Source organism: Neobacillus sp. CF12, from assembly GCF_030348765.1.
GTDB lineage: Bacteria > Bacillota > Bacilli > Bacillales > Cytobacillaceae > Neobacillus.
On sequence record NZ_JAUCEU010000007.1, the window covers coordinates 1,908,501 to 1,925,520 of the forward strand.

General features: G+C 37.1%; 15 protein-coding genes and 1 tRNA gene. 6 read left to right on the forward strand and 10 right to left on the reverse strand.

Features of this window, described 5'->3' with window-relative positions:
- Positions 1-142: 142 nt before the first annotated feature.
- Positions 143-748, forward strand: a complete 606-nt coding sequence (locus tag QUG14_RS09000) for a trimeric intracellular cation channel family protein (RefSeq protein WP_289340179.1) — start codon at positions 143-145, stop codon at positions 746-748.
- A gap of 30 nt (positions 749-778) precedes the next feature.
- Here the strand turns inward: QUG14_RS09000 and spoVK are convergent, their stop codons facing one another.
- The 3 genes from spoVK to miaA all read right to left on the reverse strand — a co-directional run bounded on the left by spoVK (position 779) and on the right by miaA (position 3,066).
- Complete coding sequence (gene spoVK, locus QUG14_RS09005) at positions 779-1,729, reverse strand: stage V sporulation protein K (RefSeq protein ID WP_289340180.1); 951 nt, start codon at positions 1,727-1,729, stop codon at positions 779-781.
- 123 nt (positions 1,730-1,852) lie between these two features.
- Positions 1,853-2,083 carry an RNA chaperone Hfq gene (gene hfq, locus QUG14_RS09010; protein WP_034672853.1) on the reverse strand — a complete coding sequence of 77 codons (231 nt, stop codon included), beginning with the start codon at positions 2,081-2,083 and terminating at the stop codon, positions 1,853-1,855.
- 26 nt (positions 2,084-2,109) lie between these two features.
- Positions 2,110-3,066: a tRNA (adenosine(37)-N6)-dimethylallyltransferase MiaA gene (gene miaA, locus QUG14_RS09015; RefSeq protein ID WP_289340181.1), complete on the reverse strand. Its 957-nt coding sequence runs from the start codon at positions 3,064-3,066 to the stop codon at positions 2,110-2,112.
- A gap of 329 nt (positions 3,067-3,395) precedes the next feature.
- Here miaA and mreBH point away from each other — a divergent pair, with 329 nt between their 5' ends.
- The 3 genes from mreBH to acpP all read left to right on the forward strand — a co-directional run bounded on the left by mreBH (position 3,396) and on the right by acpP (position 5,344).
- Positions 3,396-4,403 carry a rod-share determining protein MreBH gene (mreBH, locus tag QUG14_RS09020; RefSeq protein WP_289340182.1) on the forward strand — a complete coding sequence of 336 codons (1,008 nt, stop codon included), beginning with the start codon at positions 3,396-3,398 and terminating at the stop codon, positions 4,401-4,403.
- Between the two features lie 232 nt (positions 4,404-4,635).
- Positions 4,636-5,127 carry a hypothetical protein gene (locus QUG14_RS09025; RefSeq protein WP_289340183.1) on the forward strand — a complete coding sequence of 164 codons (492 nt, stop codon included), beginning with the start codon at positions 4,636-4,638 and terminating at the stop codon, positions 5,125-5,127.
- A complete protein-coding gene (acpP, locus tag QUG14_RS09030; protein WP_289340184.1) occupies positions 5,114-5,344 on the forward strand; it encodes an acyl carrier protein in 231 nt (76 codons plus the stop codon). The genes QUG14_RS09025 and acpP overlap by 14 nt, the downstream gene beginning before the upstream one ends.
- Positions 5,345-5,420: 76 nt before the next feature.
- Here the strand turns inward: acpP and QUG14_RS09035 are convergent, their stop codons facing one another.
- The 4 genes from QUG14_RS09035 to QUG14_RS09050 form a co-directional block, all read right to left on the reverse strand.
- Complete coding sequence (locus QUG14_RS09035) at positions 5,421-5,873, reverse strand: hypothetical protein (protein ID WP_289340185.1); 453 nt, start codon at positions 5,871-5,873, stop codon at positions 5,421-5,423.
- A 557-nt stretch (positions 5,874-6,430) separates the two neighbouring features.
- Positions 6,431-8,311 carry a DNA mismatch repair endonuclease MutL gene (gene mutL / locus QUG14_RS09040; RefSeq protein ID WP_289340186.1) on the reverse strand — a complete coding sequence of 627 codons (1,881 nt, stop codon included), beginning with the start codon at positions 8,309-8,311 and terminating at the stop codon, positions 6,431-6,433.
- Between the two features lie 19 nt (positions 8,312-8,330).
- Complete coding sequence (gene mutS, locus QUG14_RS09045; protein ID WP_289340187.1) at positions 8,331-10,925, reverse strand: DNA mismatch repair protein MutS; 2,595 nt, start codon at positions 10,923-10,925, stop codon at positions 8,331-8,333.
- A 166-nt stretch (positions 10,926-11,091) separates the two neighbouring features.
- The gene (locus tag QUG14_RS09050; RefSeq protein ID WP_289340188.1) at positions 11,092-12,900 is read right to left on the reverse strand and encodes a M6 family metalloprotease domain-containing protein; all 1,809 of its coding nucleotides are present in this window, start codon (positions 12,898-12,900) and stop codon (positions 11,092-11,094) included.
- Positions 12,901-13,215: 315 nt separating this feature from the next.
- On the opposite strand from QUG14_RS09050, the gene QUG14_RS09055 reads away from it, so the two are divergent.
- A complete protein-coding gene (locus QUG14_RS09055) occupies positions 13,216-13,923 on the forward strand; it encodes a YwaF family protein (RefSeq protein WP_289340189.1) in 708 nt (235 codons plus the stop codon).
- Between the two features lie 67 nt (positions 13,924-13,990).
- Positions 13,991-14,064: transfer RNA gene (locus tag QUG14_RS09060), tRNA-Arg, on the forward strand.
- Positions 14,065-14,487: 423 nt separating this feature from the next.
- Here the strand turns inward: QUG14_RS09060 and QUG14_RS09065 are convergent.
- The 3 genes from QUG14_RS09065 to QUG14_RS09075 all read right to left on the reverse strand — a co-directional run bounded on the left by QUG14_RS09065 (position 14,488) and on the right by QUG14_RS09075 (position 17,008).
- Positions 14,488-14,613, reverse strand: coding sequence for a hypothetical protein (locus QUG14_RS09065; RefSeq protein ID WP_289340190.1), 126 nt, complete (start codon positions 14,611-14,613; stop codon positions 14,488-14,490).
- A gap of 801 nt (positions 14,614-15,414) precedes the next feature.
- A complete protein-coding gene (locus tag QUG14_RS09070; protein ID WP_289340191.1) occupies positions 15,415-16,431 on the reverse strand; it encodes an oxidoreductase in 1,017 nt (338 codons plus the stop codon).
- Positions 16,432-16,819: 388 nt separating this feature from the next.
- Complete coding sequence (locus QUG14_RS09075) at positions 16,820-17,008, reverse strand: hypothetical protein (protein WP_289340192.1); 189 nt, start codon at positions 17,006-17,008, stop codon at positions 16,820-16,822.
- Between the last annotated feature and the right edge of the window lie 12 nt (positions 17,009-17,020).

Consider the following 17,020-nt stretch of genomic DNA (forward strand, 5'->3'; position numbering starts at 1 on the left):
AGTTAATCCCATAATTTCAGGCTGGGGCATAAATATTTAGCTTGATTATTTATCCTTCCGTGATAAAATCAAATTGTTTACTTTATAATTTTGCGAATATTATTAATAATAGAGAATCCACATCGAGGAGAAACCGATCAACATGACATGGGATGTTTTAAGTATCATTGGCACAATTGCTTTTGCCGTAAGTGGTGCGATTGTTGCCATGGAAGAAGAATATGACATATTAGGGGTTTATATATTAGGAATTGTTACCGCCTTCGGCGGGGGTGCTATCAGAAACCTATTAATTGGGGTCCCAGTTTCTGCATTATGGGAACAGGGTTTGTTCTTCCAAATCGCTTTATTAGCTATCACTGCTGTATTCATGTTTCCAAAGAATCTTTTACGTCATTGGCAAAGATGGGGTAACTTCTTCGATGCCATCGGCTTGTCTGCTTTTGCGATACAAGGTGCCATTTACGCAGCAAATATGGACCATCCAATAAGCGCAGTCATCGTAGCGGCTGTCTTAACGGGGATAGGCGGAGGGATTATTAGAGATTTACTTGCAGGCAGAAAACCGATTGTATTAAGAGCAGAAATTTATGCCGTTTGGGCCATTCTCGCTGGTCTTATCATTGGATTAAAGATTGCCTCCAATCCCTGGGAATTGTACACCTTATTTGTATTAATAACAGCACTTAGGGTCCTTTCCTATACATTTAATTGGAAACTGCCTGCTAGAAGACTTGGAACACATTAAAAATCGGCGGCATGATGTCCGCCGATTTTTTTATGCATCTTCTTCGAAGACTAAATCATTGCTTCTAAGGGTCATCAATTCATGCTTGTCGAAGCTATTCTGCAGTAATAGCCGCATGGCTTGAGCGCGGATTGATTTTTCAATAATGTTACGGACATAGCGGCCATTCGAAAAACTATTCGGACTCAGCACCGCTTTGACCCAAATTAAGTGATCTTTTAGCTTTTTTTCTGCTTCGTGACTTAAAGTATATTCCCTTTCGTCCAACATACGGCTGGCAATTTCCAGCAATTGATCAATCGTATAATTCGGAAAGTCGATGACTAATGGAAAGCGAGAATGCAGCCCCGGATTCAAGGTTAAGAAATAATCCATCTCCCGTGAATATCCTGCCAGAATCAGAATGAATTCATGCTGTTTATCTTCCATATGCTTGACAAGCGTATCAATTGCCTCTTTTCCAAAATCCTTTTCTCCACCGCGACCTAATGAATAAGCCTCATCAATGAATAAAATTCCACCCTGTGCTTTTTTTATTAAATCCCTTGTTTTTTGAGCGGTATGACCAATATATTCCCCCACAAGATCCGCTCGTTCTGCCTCAATTAAGTGTCCCTTAGTAAGTACGTTCATTTTTAAGAAAAGCTTGCCAATTAATCTAGCAACGGTTGTTTTCCCTGTACCTGGATTCCCCTTAAACATCATATGAAGTGCTTGTTTTCTAGCCTTCAAACCGATATCTTCTCGTTTCTTATTCACAAAAATCCAAGCATAAATTTCTTTTATCATTCGTTTCATTTCTTCCATACCTACTAATGCCCCGAGCTCGTCTTCGATTTCTTTTAATGCGGCGTGCTCCGGGGGAATAACCTTTGGAACAACTTGAGGAACAGGTAGCTCTTTCGTCAAGGACTTCCTCTTTTGGGAGTTGAGGGATACTGTTATTTGTCCATTACTTTTCATGCGAATTGGTTGATCCAAAGCCTTCACCTCTCATTTTAAGCAAACCAATCTCCTTCATTTATGTGTATTCATCCAATTATGATTTCATTATAAAAATAAAAAAGAGCCCACAGATTTTGTGGGCTCGATTAGAAAGATTGATTATTGCGCATCCAGGTCAAGCTGAACATTTCTTTGCGGAGCAAAGGTTGAAATGGCATGCTTGTAAACCAATTGCTGCTTTCCTTCTGATTCAAAAAGAACGGTAAAATTATCAAAGCCTTTAATTTGGCCTCTCAATTGGAATCCATTTAGTAAGAATACCGTCACATGCGTATTATCCTTACGGCACTGGTTTAAAAATTGGTCCTGAATGTTGATGGTGGTTTTCATTTGTATATCCTCCTCTTTTATCTCTACTAATATGTATTCGATTTTACTTGTAGCTTTCCTTCAACGTACTGTGAAATTTCGTTTATTTTTTTTGACAAATTTGAGACATTTGTCATGTCAAACCATTCTACATCCATTTTGTTGCGAAACCAAGTAAGTTGTCTTTTCGCATATCGCCTAGAATTTTGTTTTAAACTCTCAATGGCGTCGATTAAGCTAACCTTGCCATCTAAATAATCATAGATTTCCTTGTAGCCAATTGCTTGAATGGATTGACAATCTCTAACTTCCAACTTGTGTAACCTACTGACTTCTTCAAGGAGCCCTTCCGATATCATCATCTCAACACGAGTATTAATCCGTTCATACAGATTTTCCCTCTCCATCGTTAAACCAATCAGAGCGGTTTCGTAAAGGAGGTCAGGCTGTTGATTATTTTGGTAGTCACTCATTATCTTACCAGTACAATGATAAATTTCAAGTGCTCTTATCACTCTTCGAATATTATTTGGATGAATTTGGCTTGCACTTTCTGGGTCAACCTTGGTTAATTCAAGGTGTAACGCCTCATTTCCAATCTCTTTTGCTCTCTCTTCAAGCTGCAAACGAAATTCCTCATCCGCAGGTGCCTCGGAAAATTGATAATCATTGATGACCGCTTGAATATAAAGACCTGTTCCACCGACGATAATGGGAAGTTTACCTTTCGAGGTGATTTCAGATATTTTTGCTCTTACTAGCTGCTGGAATTCTGCTACAGAAAAACTTTCATCCGGCTCTTTAATATCAATCAAATGGTGGGGAATCCCTTCCATTTCCTCGATTTTTATTTTTGCCGTTCCGATATCCATACCACGATAAATCTGCATCGAATCACCGCTGATAATTTCGCCATTATACCGTTTAGCCAATTCTATGCTTAACTTTGTTTTTCCAACTGCGGTTGGGCCAATAATGACTAATAACTTCTGTTTTGAATCCACTATTTTCACACTGCCCTTTTTTTCATTTTTTACGTGATGATAGTTCCTGTCACACTAACATCCTAACATATATTTTAAAAGCAGTTGAACATCAAATAAGTATAATCAAAAAATAACTTTTCTATGCATGTTTATCACATGGTTTTTAATTTATCCAATAATAGCCAAAATTAATAAAATCATTTTACAAGTTTACATTCCGATAACGTTTCATTTACAAACACCTTTTTACCCCCAATTTCATGGTAGGCTTAATCGTAGATTATTTTGTAGAATGATAACTTTCTATAGGATAAGTTGTCGAAAAATAAGGAAATTAGGTGAAGTTGATGTTATCAAACTTTGAAATTGGAATCGATTTAGGCACGGCTAATATATTGGTTTATACTAAAAATAAAGGAATCGCGGTTAATGAACCTTCCGTAGTGGCGATTGATACAGATACAAAAAAGGTTATAGCCTTTGGACTCGAAGCAAAAGAAATGATCGGTAAAACACCAGAGAAAATTATTGCCATCCGGCCATTAAAAGAAGGCGTCATTGCCGATTACGACCTCACCACAGAGCTTCTGAAGCATATCATGCGCAAAGCTTCTAAATCAATTGGCTTTGCCATTCGTAAGCCTAGTGTAGTGGTCTGTACACCTTCTGGTTCAACAAGTGTAGAAAGAAGGGCTATTCATGACGCAGTAAGAAATGCAGGTGCAAAAAAAATCCAGTTGATTGAGGAACCAGTAGCAGCAGCCATTGGCGCTGGAATGCCTGTTGATGAACCGGTTGCCAATGTTGTCGTTGATATTGGTGGAGGGAATACTGAGGTAGCAATTATTTCATTCGGTGGTGTTGTGTCCTGCCATTCGATAAAAATTGGCGGAGACCGTCTTGATGAAGAAATCATTCAACATGTACGCAAGGAATATAACGTGTTGATTGGGGATAGAACGGCAGAAAACATCAAAATGGAAATCGGTTATGCATTGGTGGATCACGAGGAACTTCACATGGAGGTTCGCGGCCGTGACCTTGTGACAGGATTACCAAAGACCGTTACACTATCATCCTATGAAATAAGAAATGCTTTGAAAGAGTCATTGTCTCATATATTAGAAGCGATTCGCGCAACCCTTGAGGACTGCCCTGCAGAACTTAGCGGGGACATTGTCGACCGCGGCGTAATCCTAACAGGCGGTGGTGCCTTAATGAAGGGTATGGAAGAATGGCTAAGCAAGGAGATTTTTGTTCCAGTCCAATTAGCCCCGAATCCGCTTGAATCCGTTGCAATCGGAACTGGACAAGCCCTAAAATACATGCATAAACTGCCTGCTGCAGTGAGATAGTTTGAAAAAAGACTTGGCCATCTAATAGGTATGACTGTTGCACCGCACTTTGAGCGGTGCCTTTTGTATGTAGGATAGACGTAAACTTTGTATTGCAAGATGGTCATGGCAATAGTAAATTAAATAGCAGGAACAACGATATGGATATTACAGGTTATTACAGCTAAAAATACTACTAATAATTAAATATTAGTATGCGTAGCAGCTACGGATCCATATCGGAGGGTTTACAATGAAAGAAAAATGGAAAATGTATATGTTGCTTATTATACCTTGGTTTTCTGTCATCAAGCTTGGTAAATCTTCATTCGTTCGGTACCTGCCAACGATTATTTTTAGCGACCTCGTTATTGCCTTAATAAGTGAGCTATCTCGGGCATTTAAATGGTGGAAAGTAAAAAATCCTATTTTTCCGAGATTAGCAACAGATGTATCATTTGTATTTGGACCTTTCACTATCCTAAACTTTTGGATTTTTAAATTAACGTACAAAAGATTTTGGGTATATCTTTTAACAAATATTATTGCTGACTACTTATTTGCTTATCCATTAACCACCTTAGCAGAAAAACTTCGCGTATATAAAATGGGGAAAATGAGCCGCAAACAACTATTCCTTCTAAGTATTGTAGTATCAATACTTAATTATTTGTATCATTTCTTAATTGTTGAACCACGTAGAAAAGAAAAATTATTAGGAGAATGTAACAATGACAACATTTGAAAAATTAAAGCCAATTATTTCAGACCAATTAGGTGTCAAAATGGAGATTATCAAACTGGAATCATCTTTCAAAGATGACTTCGACGCTGATTCGCTTGATATGGTGGACCTGACGATGGAAATTGAAGATGAATTCGCGATTGAAATTAGTGACAAAGTGGCAGCGACGCTTCAAACGGTTGGGGATGTCGTAAAGTATATTGAAAACGCTCGTTAACAGTTATGAAATTCCTAACCCAAAAAATGACTATCAAATGTTTACATTTGGATAGTCATTTTTTCTATTTATATGCCTAGATATCACTTTGACGCTTTCGCATATTATTGAAATATAGGAAAATTGGAAGTGGGATGACGATAAAGCCAAGGCTTTTAATAATTTGGTTCTTCGCATTTTCTCTCGCACGATTCTTCTCATCTTTTACCATTTGATCATATCTTTCACGAACTTCTTCATCTGATAAGTTTTTACTTTCCTCCGTTGGAACTTTACCATCATGGTAAACCTGCTTAAAATCTTCAAAGTTTTGATAATAACCTGGTGGACTTACTAAATCTGCCGCGGCCATAAAGATTGAAATTCCCCCACCAATCACCATCATAAGTGTTGCAAACAAAACTAAATACGTATAAAGATGACGTATCACTAACTCTCCCCCCATTTCTTTGTTTTTCACAGCGTAAACGATTACAAAAATAATAATCACAATCGGTAAAAAAGTACTTAAGAGGCCAATAACAAACACAACCCCACCTCCTTTAAATATCCCTTATAGTGTAATTTTACACTAAATTCCAAACAAATATAAGTACCTTTAGTTTATTTTATTAAAGGCTTTGTTATTATTCATTTTTTGTGTAGGTATGATAGGCGGAAAATTTCCGGTTATTGTATATAGAAGGAGCCTAAGAAGTAGATATAAGCGGAGATATTCCGCTTAACTGCTCAAAATAAGACAAAATTCAATGATTTTTATCAAATAACCGGAAAAACTCCGCTTATTTTTAAAGAAATATAGGTATTTCCCAATTTAGCCGGAATTTTTCCGCTTATTTTTCACACAGTAAAATCAACATTCAGTTATAACAGAGCCTTATAAAATAGAACGCGTAATAAATTTTGTCCACTGATTGTTACCGAGATATATGCTCGCCAGGGTATTAGAGCACAGTCCTGGCTTGATTGTTACCGAACATATGTGTTGCCATCAATTACAGGCACAATAGTACCTCAAAAATATAAGAAGGGCACGTAATAAAATTTACGTACCCATGAAAGCTATATATTTTCCTAAGAAACATTCTACATTACCCGTTTAAACATTTTCTCCATCTCGTAAGAGGAATAATGGACAATAATCGGTCTACCATGCGGACAGGTAAACGGGTCTGATGCTTTTCTCAAGTCATCGAGTAATGCCTGAATTTCATCATTTCGTAAATGACGATTAGCTTTAATAGAAGCTTTACAACTCATCATGATGGCTGCTTCCTCACGAAGCTTTTTGATATCGACTTTTTTCATCGAAAGAAGCTGTTCAATCATGTCTTCAATGATTTGTTTTTCTTCGCCTTTCGGGAACCATTGTGGATGGGATCGAACGATATAGCTATTCAAACCAAACTCCTCTAGAAAAACCCCGACCTTTTCTAATTCAATACGATTTTCATTGATTTTCAAGTATTCATCCGTTGAATAATCCAGCGTGATGGGAACTAGTAATTCCTGAAGCTCCGCATGAACTTGGCCCACTTTTTCACGGAAATACTCATACTTGAGTCGTTCCTGAGCAGCATGCTGGTCGATAATATATAAACCATTTTCATTTTGAGCAAAGATATAGGTGCCGTGCATTTGACCAATTGGATACAGTCTTGGAATTCGGCTTTCTTCTTGGTCCTCAATAGCATAAGATTCAGTCTCTATATCTATTTCAGTTGATTCCCTCTCGGAAGGCGTATCTTCCCAACTATTTAATATAGTTTCCTCTTCTTCCACTTCTACCTTCGGAGTCCATGGCTCCACTTTTACCTCAATATCAGTTCCTCTTTCTTGAATGGTGCTTTGAACGACAGGAGGAGTCCAAATTACCTCTTTTTTAACCGGAGTAGGATTGGTACGTTCATCAAGAACCAAAGTAGTCTGTTCCGATTTAGCTACCTCTCGCTTTTCCTGGGTATAAGCACTTGGAATTAATATTTTCGATTTAAAAGCTTTCTTAATGATGTCCGTAACCAATTCATTCAGTTCAATTTCTTTACTTATCCGAACTTCCATTTTTGATGGGTGTACGTTGACATCAACCAATAACGGGTCCATCTCAATATTGAGGAGAACAATTGGAAATCTCCCAATAGGCAGCAAAGTATGATACCCTTCTTGAATCGCTTTTGCTAAGGCATAATTTTTTATAAAACGACCATTAATCATTGTAGATATATAGTTTCTTGAAGCTCTTGTTACCTCAGGCATTGAGGCAAAGCCGCTAATCTTGTAATCAAGTGATTCTCCTGAAATCGGCACAAGCTGTTTGGCAATTGCTATTCCATAAATAGATGCAAGCACTTGGCGAACATCACCATTTCCGTTCGTCTGCAGCAATTTACGTTCGTTATGAATTAAGCGAAAGGCAACCTCTGGATGAGAAAGTGCAAGACGGTTCACTACATCGGTAATATTCCCAAGCTCTGTATGGATGGTTTTCATATATTTTAGACGAGCTGGTGTATTAAAAAATAAATCAGTTATTGTAATATCCGTTCCACGTCTGCTCGAAGCTTTTTCATATACCTCCACCTTGCCGCCTTCAATCACCACTCGATTTCCAGCACCATCACCTGTAGAGGTCTTCATCTCAAGCCTTGATACAGAAGCGATACTCGGGAGGGCTTCCCCACGAAAGCCAAGAGTACGAATACGGAATAAGTCATTTTCATTCTTGATTTTACTCGTAGCATGACGTTGGAAGGCGAGTAAGACGTCATCTTCTTCGATTCCATTACCATTATCCGTGATTCGAATTTTCGCTAGCCCTGCCTCTTCGACTTCAATTTCAATCACCGTACTGCCAGCGTCAATCGCATTCTCTACTAATTCCTTTACAACCGAAGCAGGTCGCTCTACTACTTCACCTGCAGCAATTTTATTGGATAGTGCATCATCTAATTGGATAATCTTACCCATACCCATCACCTCCTACAACTTAGCTCTTTAGCTTTTTCTGAAGATCGTACAACAGATTAATCGCTTGAAGCGGCGTTATATCTAATAAATCAAGTTCCTTCATTTTATCTAGTACTTTCTTTTCTTTTGAAGAAAGCTCTTGTTTCATCGTTTCTTTCGGTTCATCGAAGAAAGACAACTGTGCTGGTTGCTCCTTTATTTCCTTCACTGAACTTTTAACAGCAACAGGTTTTACATCAGGTTTTTCTAGAGCGGATAAAATTTCATTGGCACGATGAATTAATTCCTTCGGAAGTTCAGCTAATTGTGCTACGTGAATTCCGTAACTCTTATCTGTTGGACCTTCTTTGATTTTATGAAGAAAGACAAGCTTTCCATTGTGTTCAATCGCACTAACATGGATGTTCTTTAGTTTTTCAAGTTCGTCTTCTAATACCGTTAATTCATGATAATGAGTAGAAAACAGTGTTTTCGCACCAATATGTGTATGAATGTATTCGATAATAGCCTGTGCTAGGGCCATCCCATCATAGGTAGAAGTCCCGCGGCCAATTTCATCAAATAGAATTAAACTGTTTTGTGTAGCATTGGTCAATGCATTTCTAGCTTCCAGCATCTCGACCATGAATGTACTTTGACCAGATATCAAATCGTCCGCTGCCCCAATTCTTGTAAAGACTTGATCAAAAATGGGCAGTACCGCTTCATCAGCTGGTACATAACATCCGATTTGAGCTAAAATAGCGGTTAACGCTATTTGGCGCATGTACGTACTTTTACCACTCATATTCGGACCAGTGATTAGCAAAACTTCGCGCTCTTGATCCATAAAGCAGTCATTCGCTACATATTCTTGTGCATTAAGCACTTTTTCCACTACGGGATGTCTGCCTTCCTTTAGGACCACTTTTCCATCTGTTGAAAACTTCGGCTTGACATAACGTCGCTCTTCACTCACCTGTGCAAAGCATTGCAGAACATCTAACTCACTAACCGCTTTTGCTGCTGCCTGCAGGCGCGGGATATGTTCTTTTACAATCTCACGGATTTCAGCAAAAAGCTCATATTCAAGTTCACCAATTTTTTCTTCTGCTTGTAAAATTAGCGCTTCTTTTTCTTTTAACGCAGGGGTAATAAATCTTTCCGCATTTGATAAAGTCTGCTTTCGCTCGTATTGTCCTTCTGTTAGAAGATGCAAATTTGCCCTCGTTACTTCTATATAATAGCCAAATACACGATTATAACCGATTTTCAAAGATTTAATCCCGGTCTTCTCCCGCTCTTCACTCTCCAGTTGAGCAATCCACGTTTTTCCGTTTCGGCTTGCATACCGGTATTGATCCAACTGTTCATTGTATCCGTCTCGGATCATATTTCCTTCTTTTAATGAGAGTGGAGGATTCTCCACAATCGCTTGTTCTAATAGATCCGTGACTTCCTCGCAAGGATCCAGAGATTCAGCAATTTTATTTACTTCTTCATGCTCCATGCCGAAGAGAATTTGTTTTAAGAAAGGAATCTGCATTAATGACCGTTTTAATTGCACAAGGTCACGGGCATTGACGTTACCAAAAGCAACACGACCAGCAAGTCGCTCCAAATCATATACTTCCGTCAACTTTTCACGAAGCTCCTGACGTTCAAAATATTTGTTCATTAGCACTTCTACAATCGTTTGACGATGCTCAATATCATTACGAGAAATTAATGGACGATCAATCCACGTTTTCAGCGTCCTACCACCCATGGCTGTAATTGTCTCATCAAGCAGCCAAAGTAAAGAACCTTTTTTCCCTTTCGAACGGATCGTCTCGGTTAATTCAAGATTCCGTTTCGAGTAGTAATCAATTTTCATATATTGATGAATTTGATAGGTAGTGACCGGTTGAAGGTGGTCAAGGCTCCTCTTTTGTGAACGATATAGATAGTGAAACAATCTTGCTGCACTTTGTTTTAATTTATCTTGATTAAGATTGTCTAGCAGATGTGAAAAATTCATTTCTACTGAACTATTATCTTCAAAGGAAATAGCGAGTACATCACGTTCACGCATTTTCTTTTGCAACGCTCCATCAAAGTCGGTTGCGACAACAACTTCCTTAGAACTTAATACGGCTAATTCATTTAACACTTCATCAAAATTGGATGATAGTTGTGTTACCTTGCTTTCACCTGTTGAAAGATCGGTATATGCAAATCCAAATGTCCCATCGTCAAAACAGGAAATCGAGGCAATGTAGTTATTTTCTTTATCTGATAACGACTTCCCTTCCATTACCGTTCCAGGTGTAATCAGTTGAACAACTTCCCGTCTAACCATTCCTTTTGTTAATTTTGCGTCTTCCATTTGCTCACACACAGCTACTTTGTAGCCTTTTGATATAAGTTGTTCAATATAGTTAGGGGCAGAATGATAGGGAACCCCGCACATCGGAATTCGGTCCTCACTGCCACCTTCGCGGCTTGTTAAGGTAATCTCTAATTCTTGCGATGCTTTTATCGCATCGTCAAAGAACATTTCATAAAAATCTCCTAAGCGAAAAAATAAAAAGGCATCTTGATAATCTGCCTTCACGGTTAAGTATTGCTGTATCATCGGCGTATAACCAGCCATAATGACCCCCACATTTTAATTATTTCGAGTATCTTCGACAAACTATTATATCATAAATTTGCGGAGACAATCTTAGGTAGATAAAACCTATTATTAAAAAATGTGGGCGATAGACTCGATAAAAAAAGATGTAGAAGAGAGTTCTTCTACACCTTTTTTGTACCTGCTATTTATTAAATTTAACGTCTAATGTAACTGTACCGTCTTCATGCTCTACAATGTTATCAATTTGGATACCTGTTTCAGTACCTTTTTTCGACCATTTGTATAGTGAAGATGTATTTGGACCAACATTCCCTTTTGGACTAATCGAAGTAACATTATACTTACCAGGGAAAACATCTCCGGAATCAGCATCATTTAAATAGCGTTCCAAGTCGAATTGTCCATCTGCTTGCACAACACTAACAGCATAATGGCGTTCGCCATTATCAGGATTCACCGGCACTTGTGCTAGACCAAGATGGTTTAAATCCCAGTTTTGTGCTTCGTTCGGACGATTAAACGTTCTGGCAAGAATATCCTCGACAACATGGTAGACTACTAGACCATGAAGGTCTTTACCATCTAAGTTATATTCTAAACCTGCATCAAATCCTGACTGCTGGCGGTTTTCTAATAAGAAGTATTCACGACCTCCTGAACCTGGAACATCGATTTTAAAAATATCAGCAAACTCATTTACTGGACGTACAGTTAATTTCTGATTGCCGATTACTTCGATAGGGTCAACGTAACCTAGATATGTTTTCGACCAGGCATCCGGGTGAACAGGGGAATTTCCGGAATAGTTTCTATTCTGCATGTCGCGGCCATAAGAACCACCAGCCATTAAGCTATACATTCCGACCCCTTCAGAATCGTAGCCGTAATCATATAAATCTGGCAATCCAAGTACGTGAGAGAATTCATGAGCAAATACTCCTACACTTGGCGGGGATGGCGGTCTTCCAGTGTAATCTTTCGGTACAAGGTGTGGATTAGAAACTTTTAGATAACCTGTAATGTCTTGCCCAACCTCTGGAACAATATTGTACGTATCAACAACAACACCATCTACTACCGTGTGCTCTAATTTTGATTCATCAGGTAGGTTACCCGTTTGATAAAACTCTCCAAAGTAACTTGCACTTGTAATATCCCATTTGTGTGACCAAATAATGCTTGGGTCTAAGCTAAACTCTGCACCCGTTCCGCGGTGAATGATTAATAGATTAGGTACAATTTTGTCAACTGTTTTTCCATCAACTTTTATTGAGGTGGCATCACCATGTAACCAGAAATCACCTGGTTTTGCAGGGACAGCATATTGGGTGAAGTCTACATGATCTGCGGCAGCAACAATAGCGTCTTTTACAAGTTCTGCGATATGAGCATCGCCATTGTCATTATAGTAGCCTTTATCTTGGCCTAAATAATGATTATATGTTTTTGGCAAAGTAACCCAGCCAACAACATCGATATCCATACTAAATTGGCCATAGGTTACCTCATTAAAGTAATTCTTCATTGTGCGATTTGTAGAAGCTGGTTTTCCACCGAATGTTGCTAATTCTTTAAATTCATCCAAAGAATAAGGATTATATTCATCTCCATTTATTAGATTATCAAACATTCCAATAGGGATTTGATCATAATCCACACCTGGTACTTCACTTTTTCCAGCTCCGGATAGTGGAAAATCTACAACAATAGCAATCCCCTTTTTATGAAGATCCTCAACCTTCTTTGGCTGCAATCTATCGGTATCTTGTGGTTTACTATACGATTTTCCGTTATAGCTCTCTAGCTTCTTTCCTTCAACCGCACCCCCACTTGATTTAATTTCTTTGGCAAGGTCAGGATCTACCTTATGATAGTCAGGTAGTTTTGGAGCAAACGTTTTGTTTTCTACAGGGCTTGATTTTGCGAAGGCTGGTACAATTGAAAATAAAATCAATGTTATTACTAGGCCTAGCGAAAAAATTTTTTTCATTAACATACCCCTCTCCAAATATGTATAGATAATGCTTAGGCATTATCTACTAGTATTATAGTCTGAATATAGTGGATTTTTTTGTAAATATTTCATGTAAATTTAGTTCTATTTTTGACATGCTTTGTAGAAATTCAAAGAGTATTGACATTCTATTAATTCTCTTAAATTTTCAACACTAAAATTATTACAAACTTTTCCAAACGAATATAATTGAAACTTCTAAAGTAGTAGATATTTAAAAGTATTTCCTGGCATATATTAATGATATCTATTGTTTAACAATGATAAAATATAAATAAGAGGTGGTCTAAATTGGATTGGTTTGGAAGCAATTATAAGCAGTTTGATTTCGAAATGTTTTCAATCAGCCATTTTGTGATTATAGCCTTACTTTTCTTAGGTTCTGTTTTGATTTATATAGGTAGAGAAAAACTTAAGGATAAAAAGTGGAGAATAGCAGAAGTCATTGTAGGACTATCTTTATTAGTCATCGAGGTTACTTACCATATTTGGATGCTTGTGAATGACATGTGGGATGTAAGTCATGCCATTCCATTAGAATTGTGCAGTATCAGCCTGGTCCTATCGGTGCTGTTATTGTTAACGAGAAAAAGGATAATTTATGAGATATTGTTATTTACAGCATTATTGGGAGCTTCTCAGGCTATCTTTACACCATTATTAAATTTTGACTTTCCTCATTTTCGCTTTTTTCATTTTTTCTATACACATTTAATGGATATTTGGGTTGTCTTTTATTTCACCTGGGTTGTAGGGTATAGACCAACTATTTGGTCAGTAGTAAAACTGTTTGTTTTTCTAAATGTTTTAATGCCAATCATTATGCTCATCAATAAAGCAGTCGAAGGTAACTATATGTTTTTAAGTCATAAACCAAAGAGTCCCAGTCTATTGGATCTTTTAGGCCAGTATCCCTGGTACATCTTATCAATGGAGTTTTTATTAATATCCCTAAGTCTGATCGTATGGTTAATTTTCCGAAAAAAAAGAGTTGGTTAGTTCTGGGTATTTTCTTATTGACCTTTTTCAAGTAAATACTTATAATAAATAACGTTCCAATAAATGTGTCCCGATAGCTCAGCAGGATAGAGCAACAGTTTCCTAAACTGTAGGTCGGAGGTTCGAATCCTCTTCGGGACGTACTCGTTAGAAAAGCGCTATGTATCGCAGATTGTTACCCGTTAATCAATACGGTGACAATGCGGTGACATAGCGCTTTTTTCTTTGTCTGTGGGACGTCGTTTTTGACACTGTAAGACCTCGATAGATGAACGTAGGACACTTGCAGCTGACTTATAGAAGGAGCTAACACCACGAGCTCCATTTTCGTACCGGTTATACTGATAAATGCTTATTTAGAGAAAGTCTGCAAATTCCGTTTGATTCATGCGGTGATCGTTACGGATGTCTTTGAGTCTGTAGTTAACTGGCATTGATGTAGCGTCGTCTATTAATCAAATAGACTCTACTCACAATCCGCAGTGTTTGCTACCGAAATCGCTGAAATGTAACGTTATGTACTTTTATACACTCCATAATATACCCATTTAGGTATCCGTTACATTACACGATATCGCCCGATGCCGGCATTGGATTATTGGAGTCAGCTTTTGTGAAAGTAGGACTTACCAATAATGAAAGGGCAATAGGAACCGTAAGTGTACCCTTTATTAAAGATTTTTTGAACATTTTCATCCACCCCAGTTTTTTGAATTATCTAAATATATTCTATAATTAAACTTCCGTTAAGTAAATTTAGTATTATTAATGGTAACTTCAATTTTATTTATATAAGAAAAAAGGAAATGTGCTGAACAAAAAGAAGCTGCTCAGCAGTTTAATCATCTTCGGGACGTCAAAGAAATCCTTTTTATCCCAAGGGTTACTTTTTTACTTTTTGGCTTTGTTATAATTGAATGTTGATTTCAATGAGTTTGAAAAATAAACTAAATCGGGAAATACCCTAAAAATCAAGGAAGTTTTGGTCTTCTGTCAAGAAAGTGGACAATATTATTTGAGACTATTCCAACCAAACTCCCTACCGCAGTATTAAACGAAATTCAAGAATTCAAAGAAGGTGTTGAACTTGAATCAATTTAATTAAACATAAGAAGCAATAGCTCGCGATAATCAAAATAATCAAGCTTTTTCTTTGTGAGCTTTGGGGGTCAAATGCATACTTTGGCATTTATTGTAATTATAGACCTAGATTAATTACTACTGGTCTTATTTCTCCCATGACAAAAATAAAAGCCTGACACTTATCTAAGTAACAGGCATGGTCATCTATTTAAATAATGCTTTAACATCAACTTTAAAACCTTTGATGATACTGGATTTTAATCAAACCTTGTTTTTCATCTTCATTATGCCGTATTGAGTGTCTTCCCCAAATGAATAAACCATAATATTATCAAATATAGGATGATAATCTAGGTTGCCCAAATAGGATTTCAAAGGAGGTGTCCCTGTAGGACCGATCAAATCATTTTATTTAAGATCCTTCATCCCGGTTTCTAATATTTCCATTTGCAGTAGTGTCTGCTCGTCGGTAATGGTTTTAGCTCTCCCATTCATGATGCTTTCATATAAATCATCATACACTCTTCCGTAATCACCATTCACGGACTTAACTTTTTCTTCGTGGATTGTTCCATCTTCATCGATATAGGTTATTACACCATAGTGTTGTATCGTGTCTACACCAAAATCTTTGTTGTCAGGCATGTAAAATTGCTTTAAATGTTCTTCCTGTCGATCCTTTGTTTCTTTCACAAAGCATCCCTTTTTTCCATAAACAACGAAACTAGGTCTTTCTTTAAGTCTATAATAACTAGATTTCACGGATACTTTTAACTTCCCATAATACAAATCCAAATCAAAATAATCATTCATTCTTCCTTGACCCAATAATTGTCTTACATCATAGTGTATTTGTTCCGGCTTGCCAAAATAGCTGATCACCTGATCTAATGTATGACAGCCATGTCCATACAAATATGACAATATAGGATTAAAACTATGAACAGATTCTGGTACTTCCGGACGGTAATAGTCATAATGCATTTCCACTTCCAGTAAGTCTCCTAGTTTTCCATCCTCAATAACCTTTTGAACCGTTAAAAAATCACTGTCAAAACGTCTATTTTGATACGCCTGAACAATCAAACCATTTTCTCTAGCCAATGTAAATATTTCTTTTGCTTGTTCCGAGGTTTCCATAAAAGGTTTTTCAACTAAACAGTTTTTATGATGCTCCAATACTAGTTTTGAATATTCATAATGACTTTCATGTCTTGTACAAACCACAATGAGTTGAATGTCCTTATCATTTAATAAATCGTTCAGATTGGAAGTATAATTTACTCCCTCAATTCTCTTCCAGCTTTCATTTTCTGGATTTCTTTGAAAAATTGTTTTTACCTTTATATTTTCTCTTTGCATAACGAAAGGAAGATGATATCTGTTGGTACTTTTCCCATTTCCAATAAAACCAATTGTAAGCATGATAGCCTCCAAAAATAGATTTAAATGATTTTCAATTTAGTAAAATGTGACGTTTCCACTATATCATACCACGAGTATTCCAATCTTAAATTAATTTAAGACTCTTCTGTCCGCGGTAAAAATGATTGCTATATCTAGACTACCATTTGGAATCTTATCTCAATAAGCACAAAAAAAATCGTTCTTTTTAGTAAAATGAAGTTACTACACAACATTTTAGAAAGGGACGATTTTTTATGAGCAATTAAATGATTCTGAAAATTATAACACCTAAATGGAACTTCTTATTTCTGCAAGTCGAGCTTTAGTTTAAAAAGCTAATTTTCAACTCTTTTTTCAAGGTTAAAAATTCTTTTGTCCACCTCAGTTAATTTGTTGTTAACATAATCTACTTAGAAATCGACTGTCTTTTTCTGCATTTCAGCAGACTAATTACGTATTCAGTTTGAGAAGATTCAATCCTCTTTACCGTTTCATATACTGAATCAAGTTTTTCATCCATCTTTTGCTGTCTGTCACCTATGGATCCAAGTCTATCCTCCATTTTTACTAACAAATCTAAAATTTGTTTTTCCATTTCGTCCACCAC

Coding starts and splice junctions, on each gene's coding strand:
- acpP (WP_289340184.1), top strand. CDS start 5,114: ATGACAACATTTGAAAAATTAAAGCCAATTATTTCAGACCAATTAGGT.
- QUG14_RS09070 (WP_289340191.1), bottom strand. CDS start 16,431: ATGCTTACAATTGGTTTTATTGGAAATGGGAAAAGTACCAACAGATAT.
- QUG14_RS09025 (WP_289340183.1), top strand. CDS start 4,636: ATGAAAGAAAAATGGAAAATGTATATGTTGCTTATTATACCTTGGTTT.
- QUG14_RS09050 (WP_289340188.1), bottom strand. CDS start 12,900: ATGAAAAAAATTTTTTCGCTAGGCCTAGTAATAACATTGATTTTATTT.
- mreBH (WP_289340182.1), top strand. CDS start 3,396: ATGTTATCAAACTTTGAAATTGGAATCGATTTAGGCACGGCTAATATA.
- QUG14_RS09075 (WP_289340192.1), bottom strand. CDS start 17,008: ATGGAAAAACAAATTTTAGATTTGTTAGTAAAAATGGAGGATAGACTT.
- QUG14_RS09000 (WP_289340179.1), top strand. CDS start 143: ATGACATGGGATGTTTTAAGTATCATTGGCACAATTGCTTTTGCCGTA.
- QUG14_RS09065 (WP_289340190.1), bottom strand. CDS start 14,613: ATGTTCAAAAAATCTTTAATAAAGGGTACACTTACGGTTCCTATTGCC.
- mutL (WP_289340186.1), bottom strand. CDS start 8,311: ATGGGTAAGATTATCCAATTAGATGATGCACTATCCAATAAAATTGCT.
- mutS (WP_289340187.1), bottom strand. CDS start 10,925: ATGGCTGGTTATACGCCGATGATACAGCAATACTTAACCGTGAAGGCA.
- hfq (WP_034672853.1), bottom strand. CDS start 2,083: ATGAAAACCACCATCAACATTCAGGACCAATTTTTAAACCAGTGCCGT.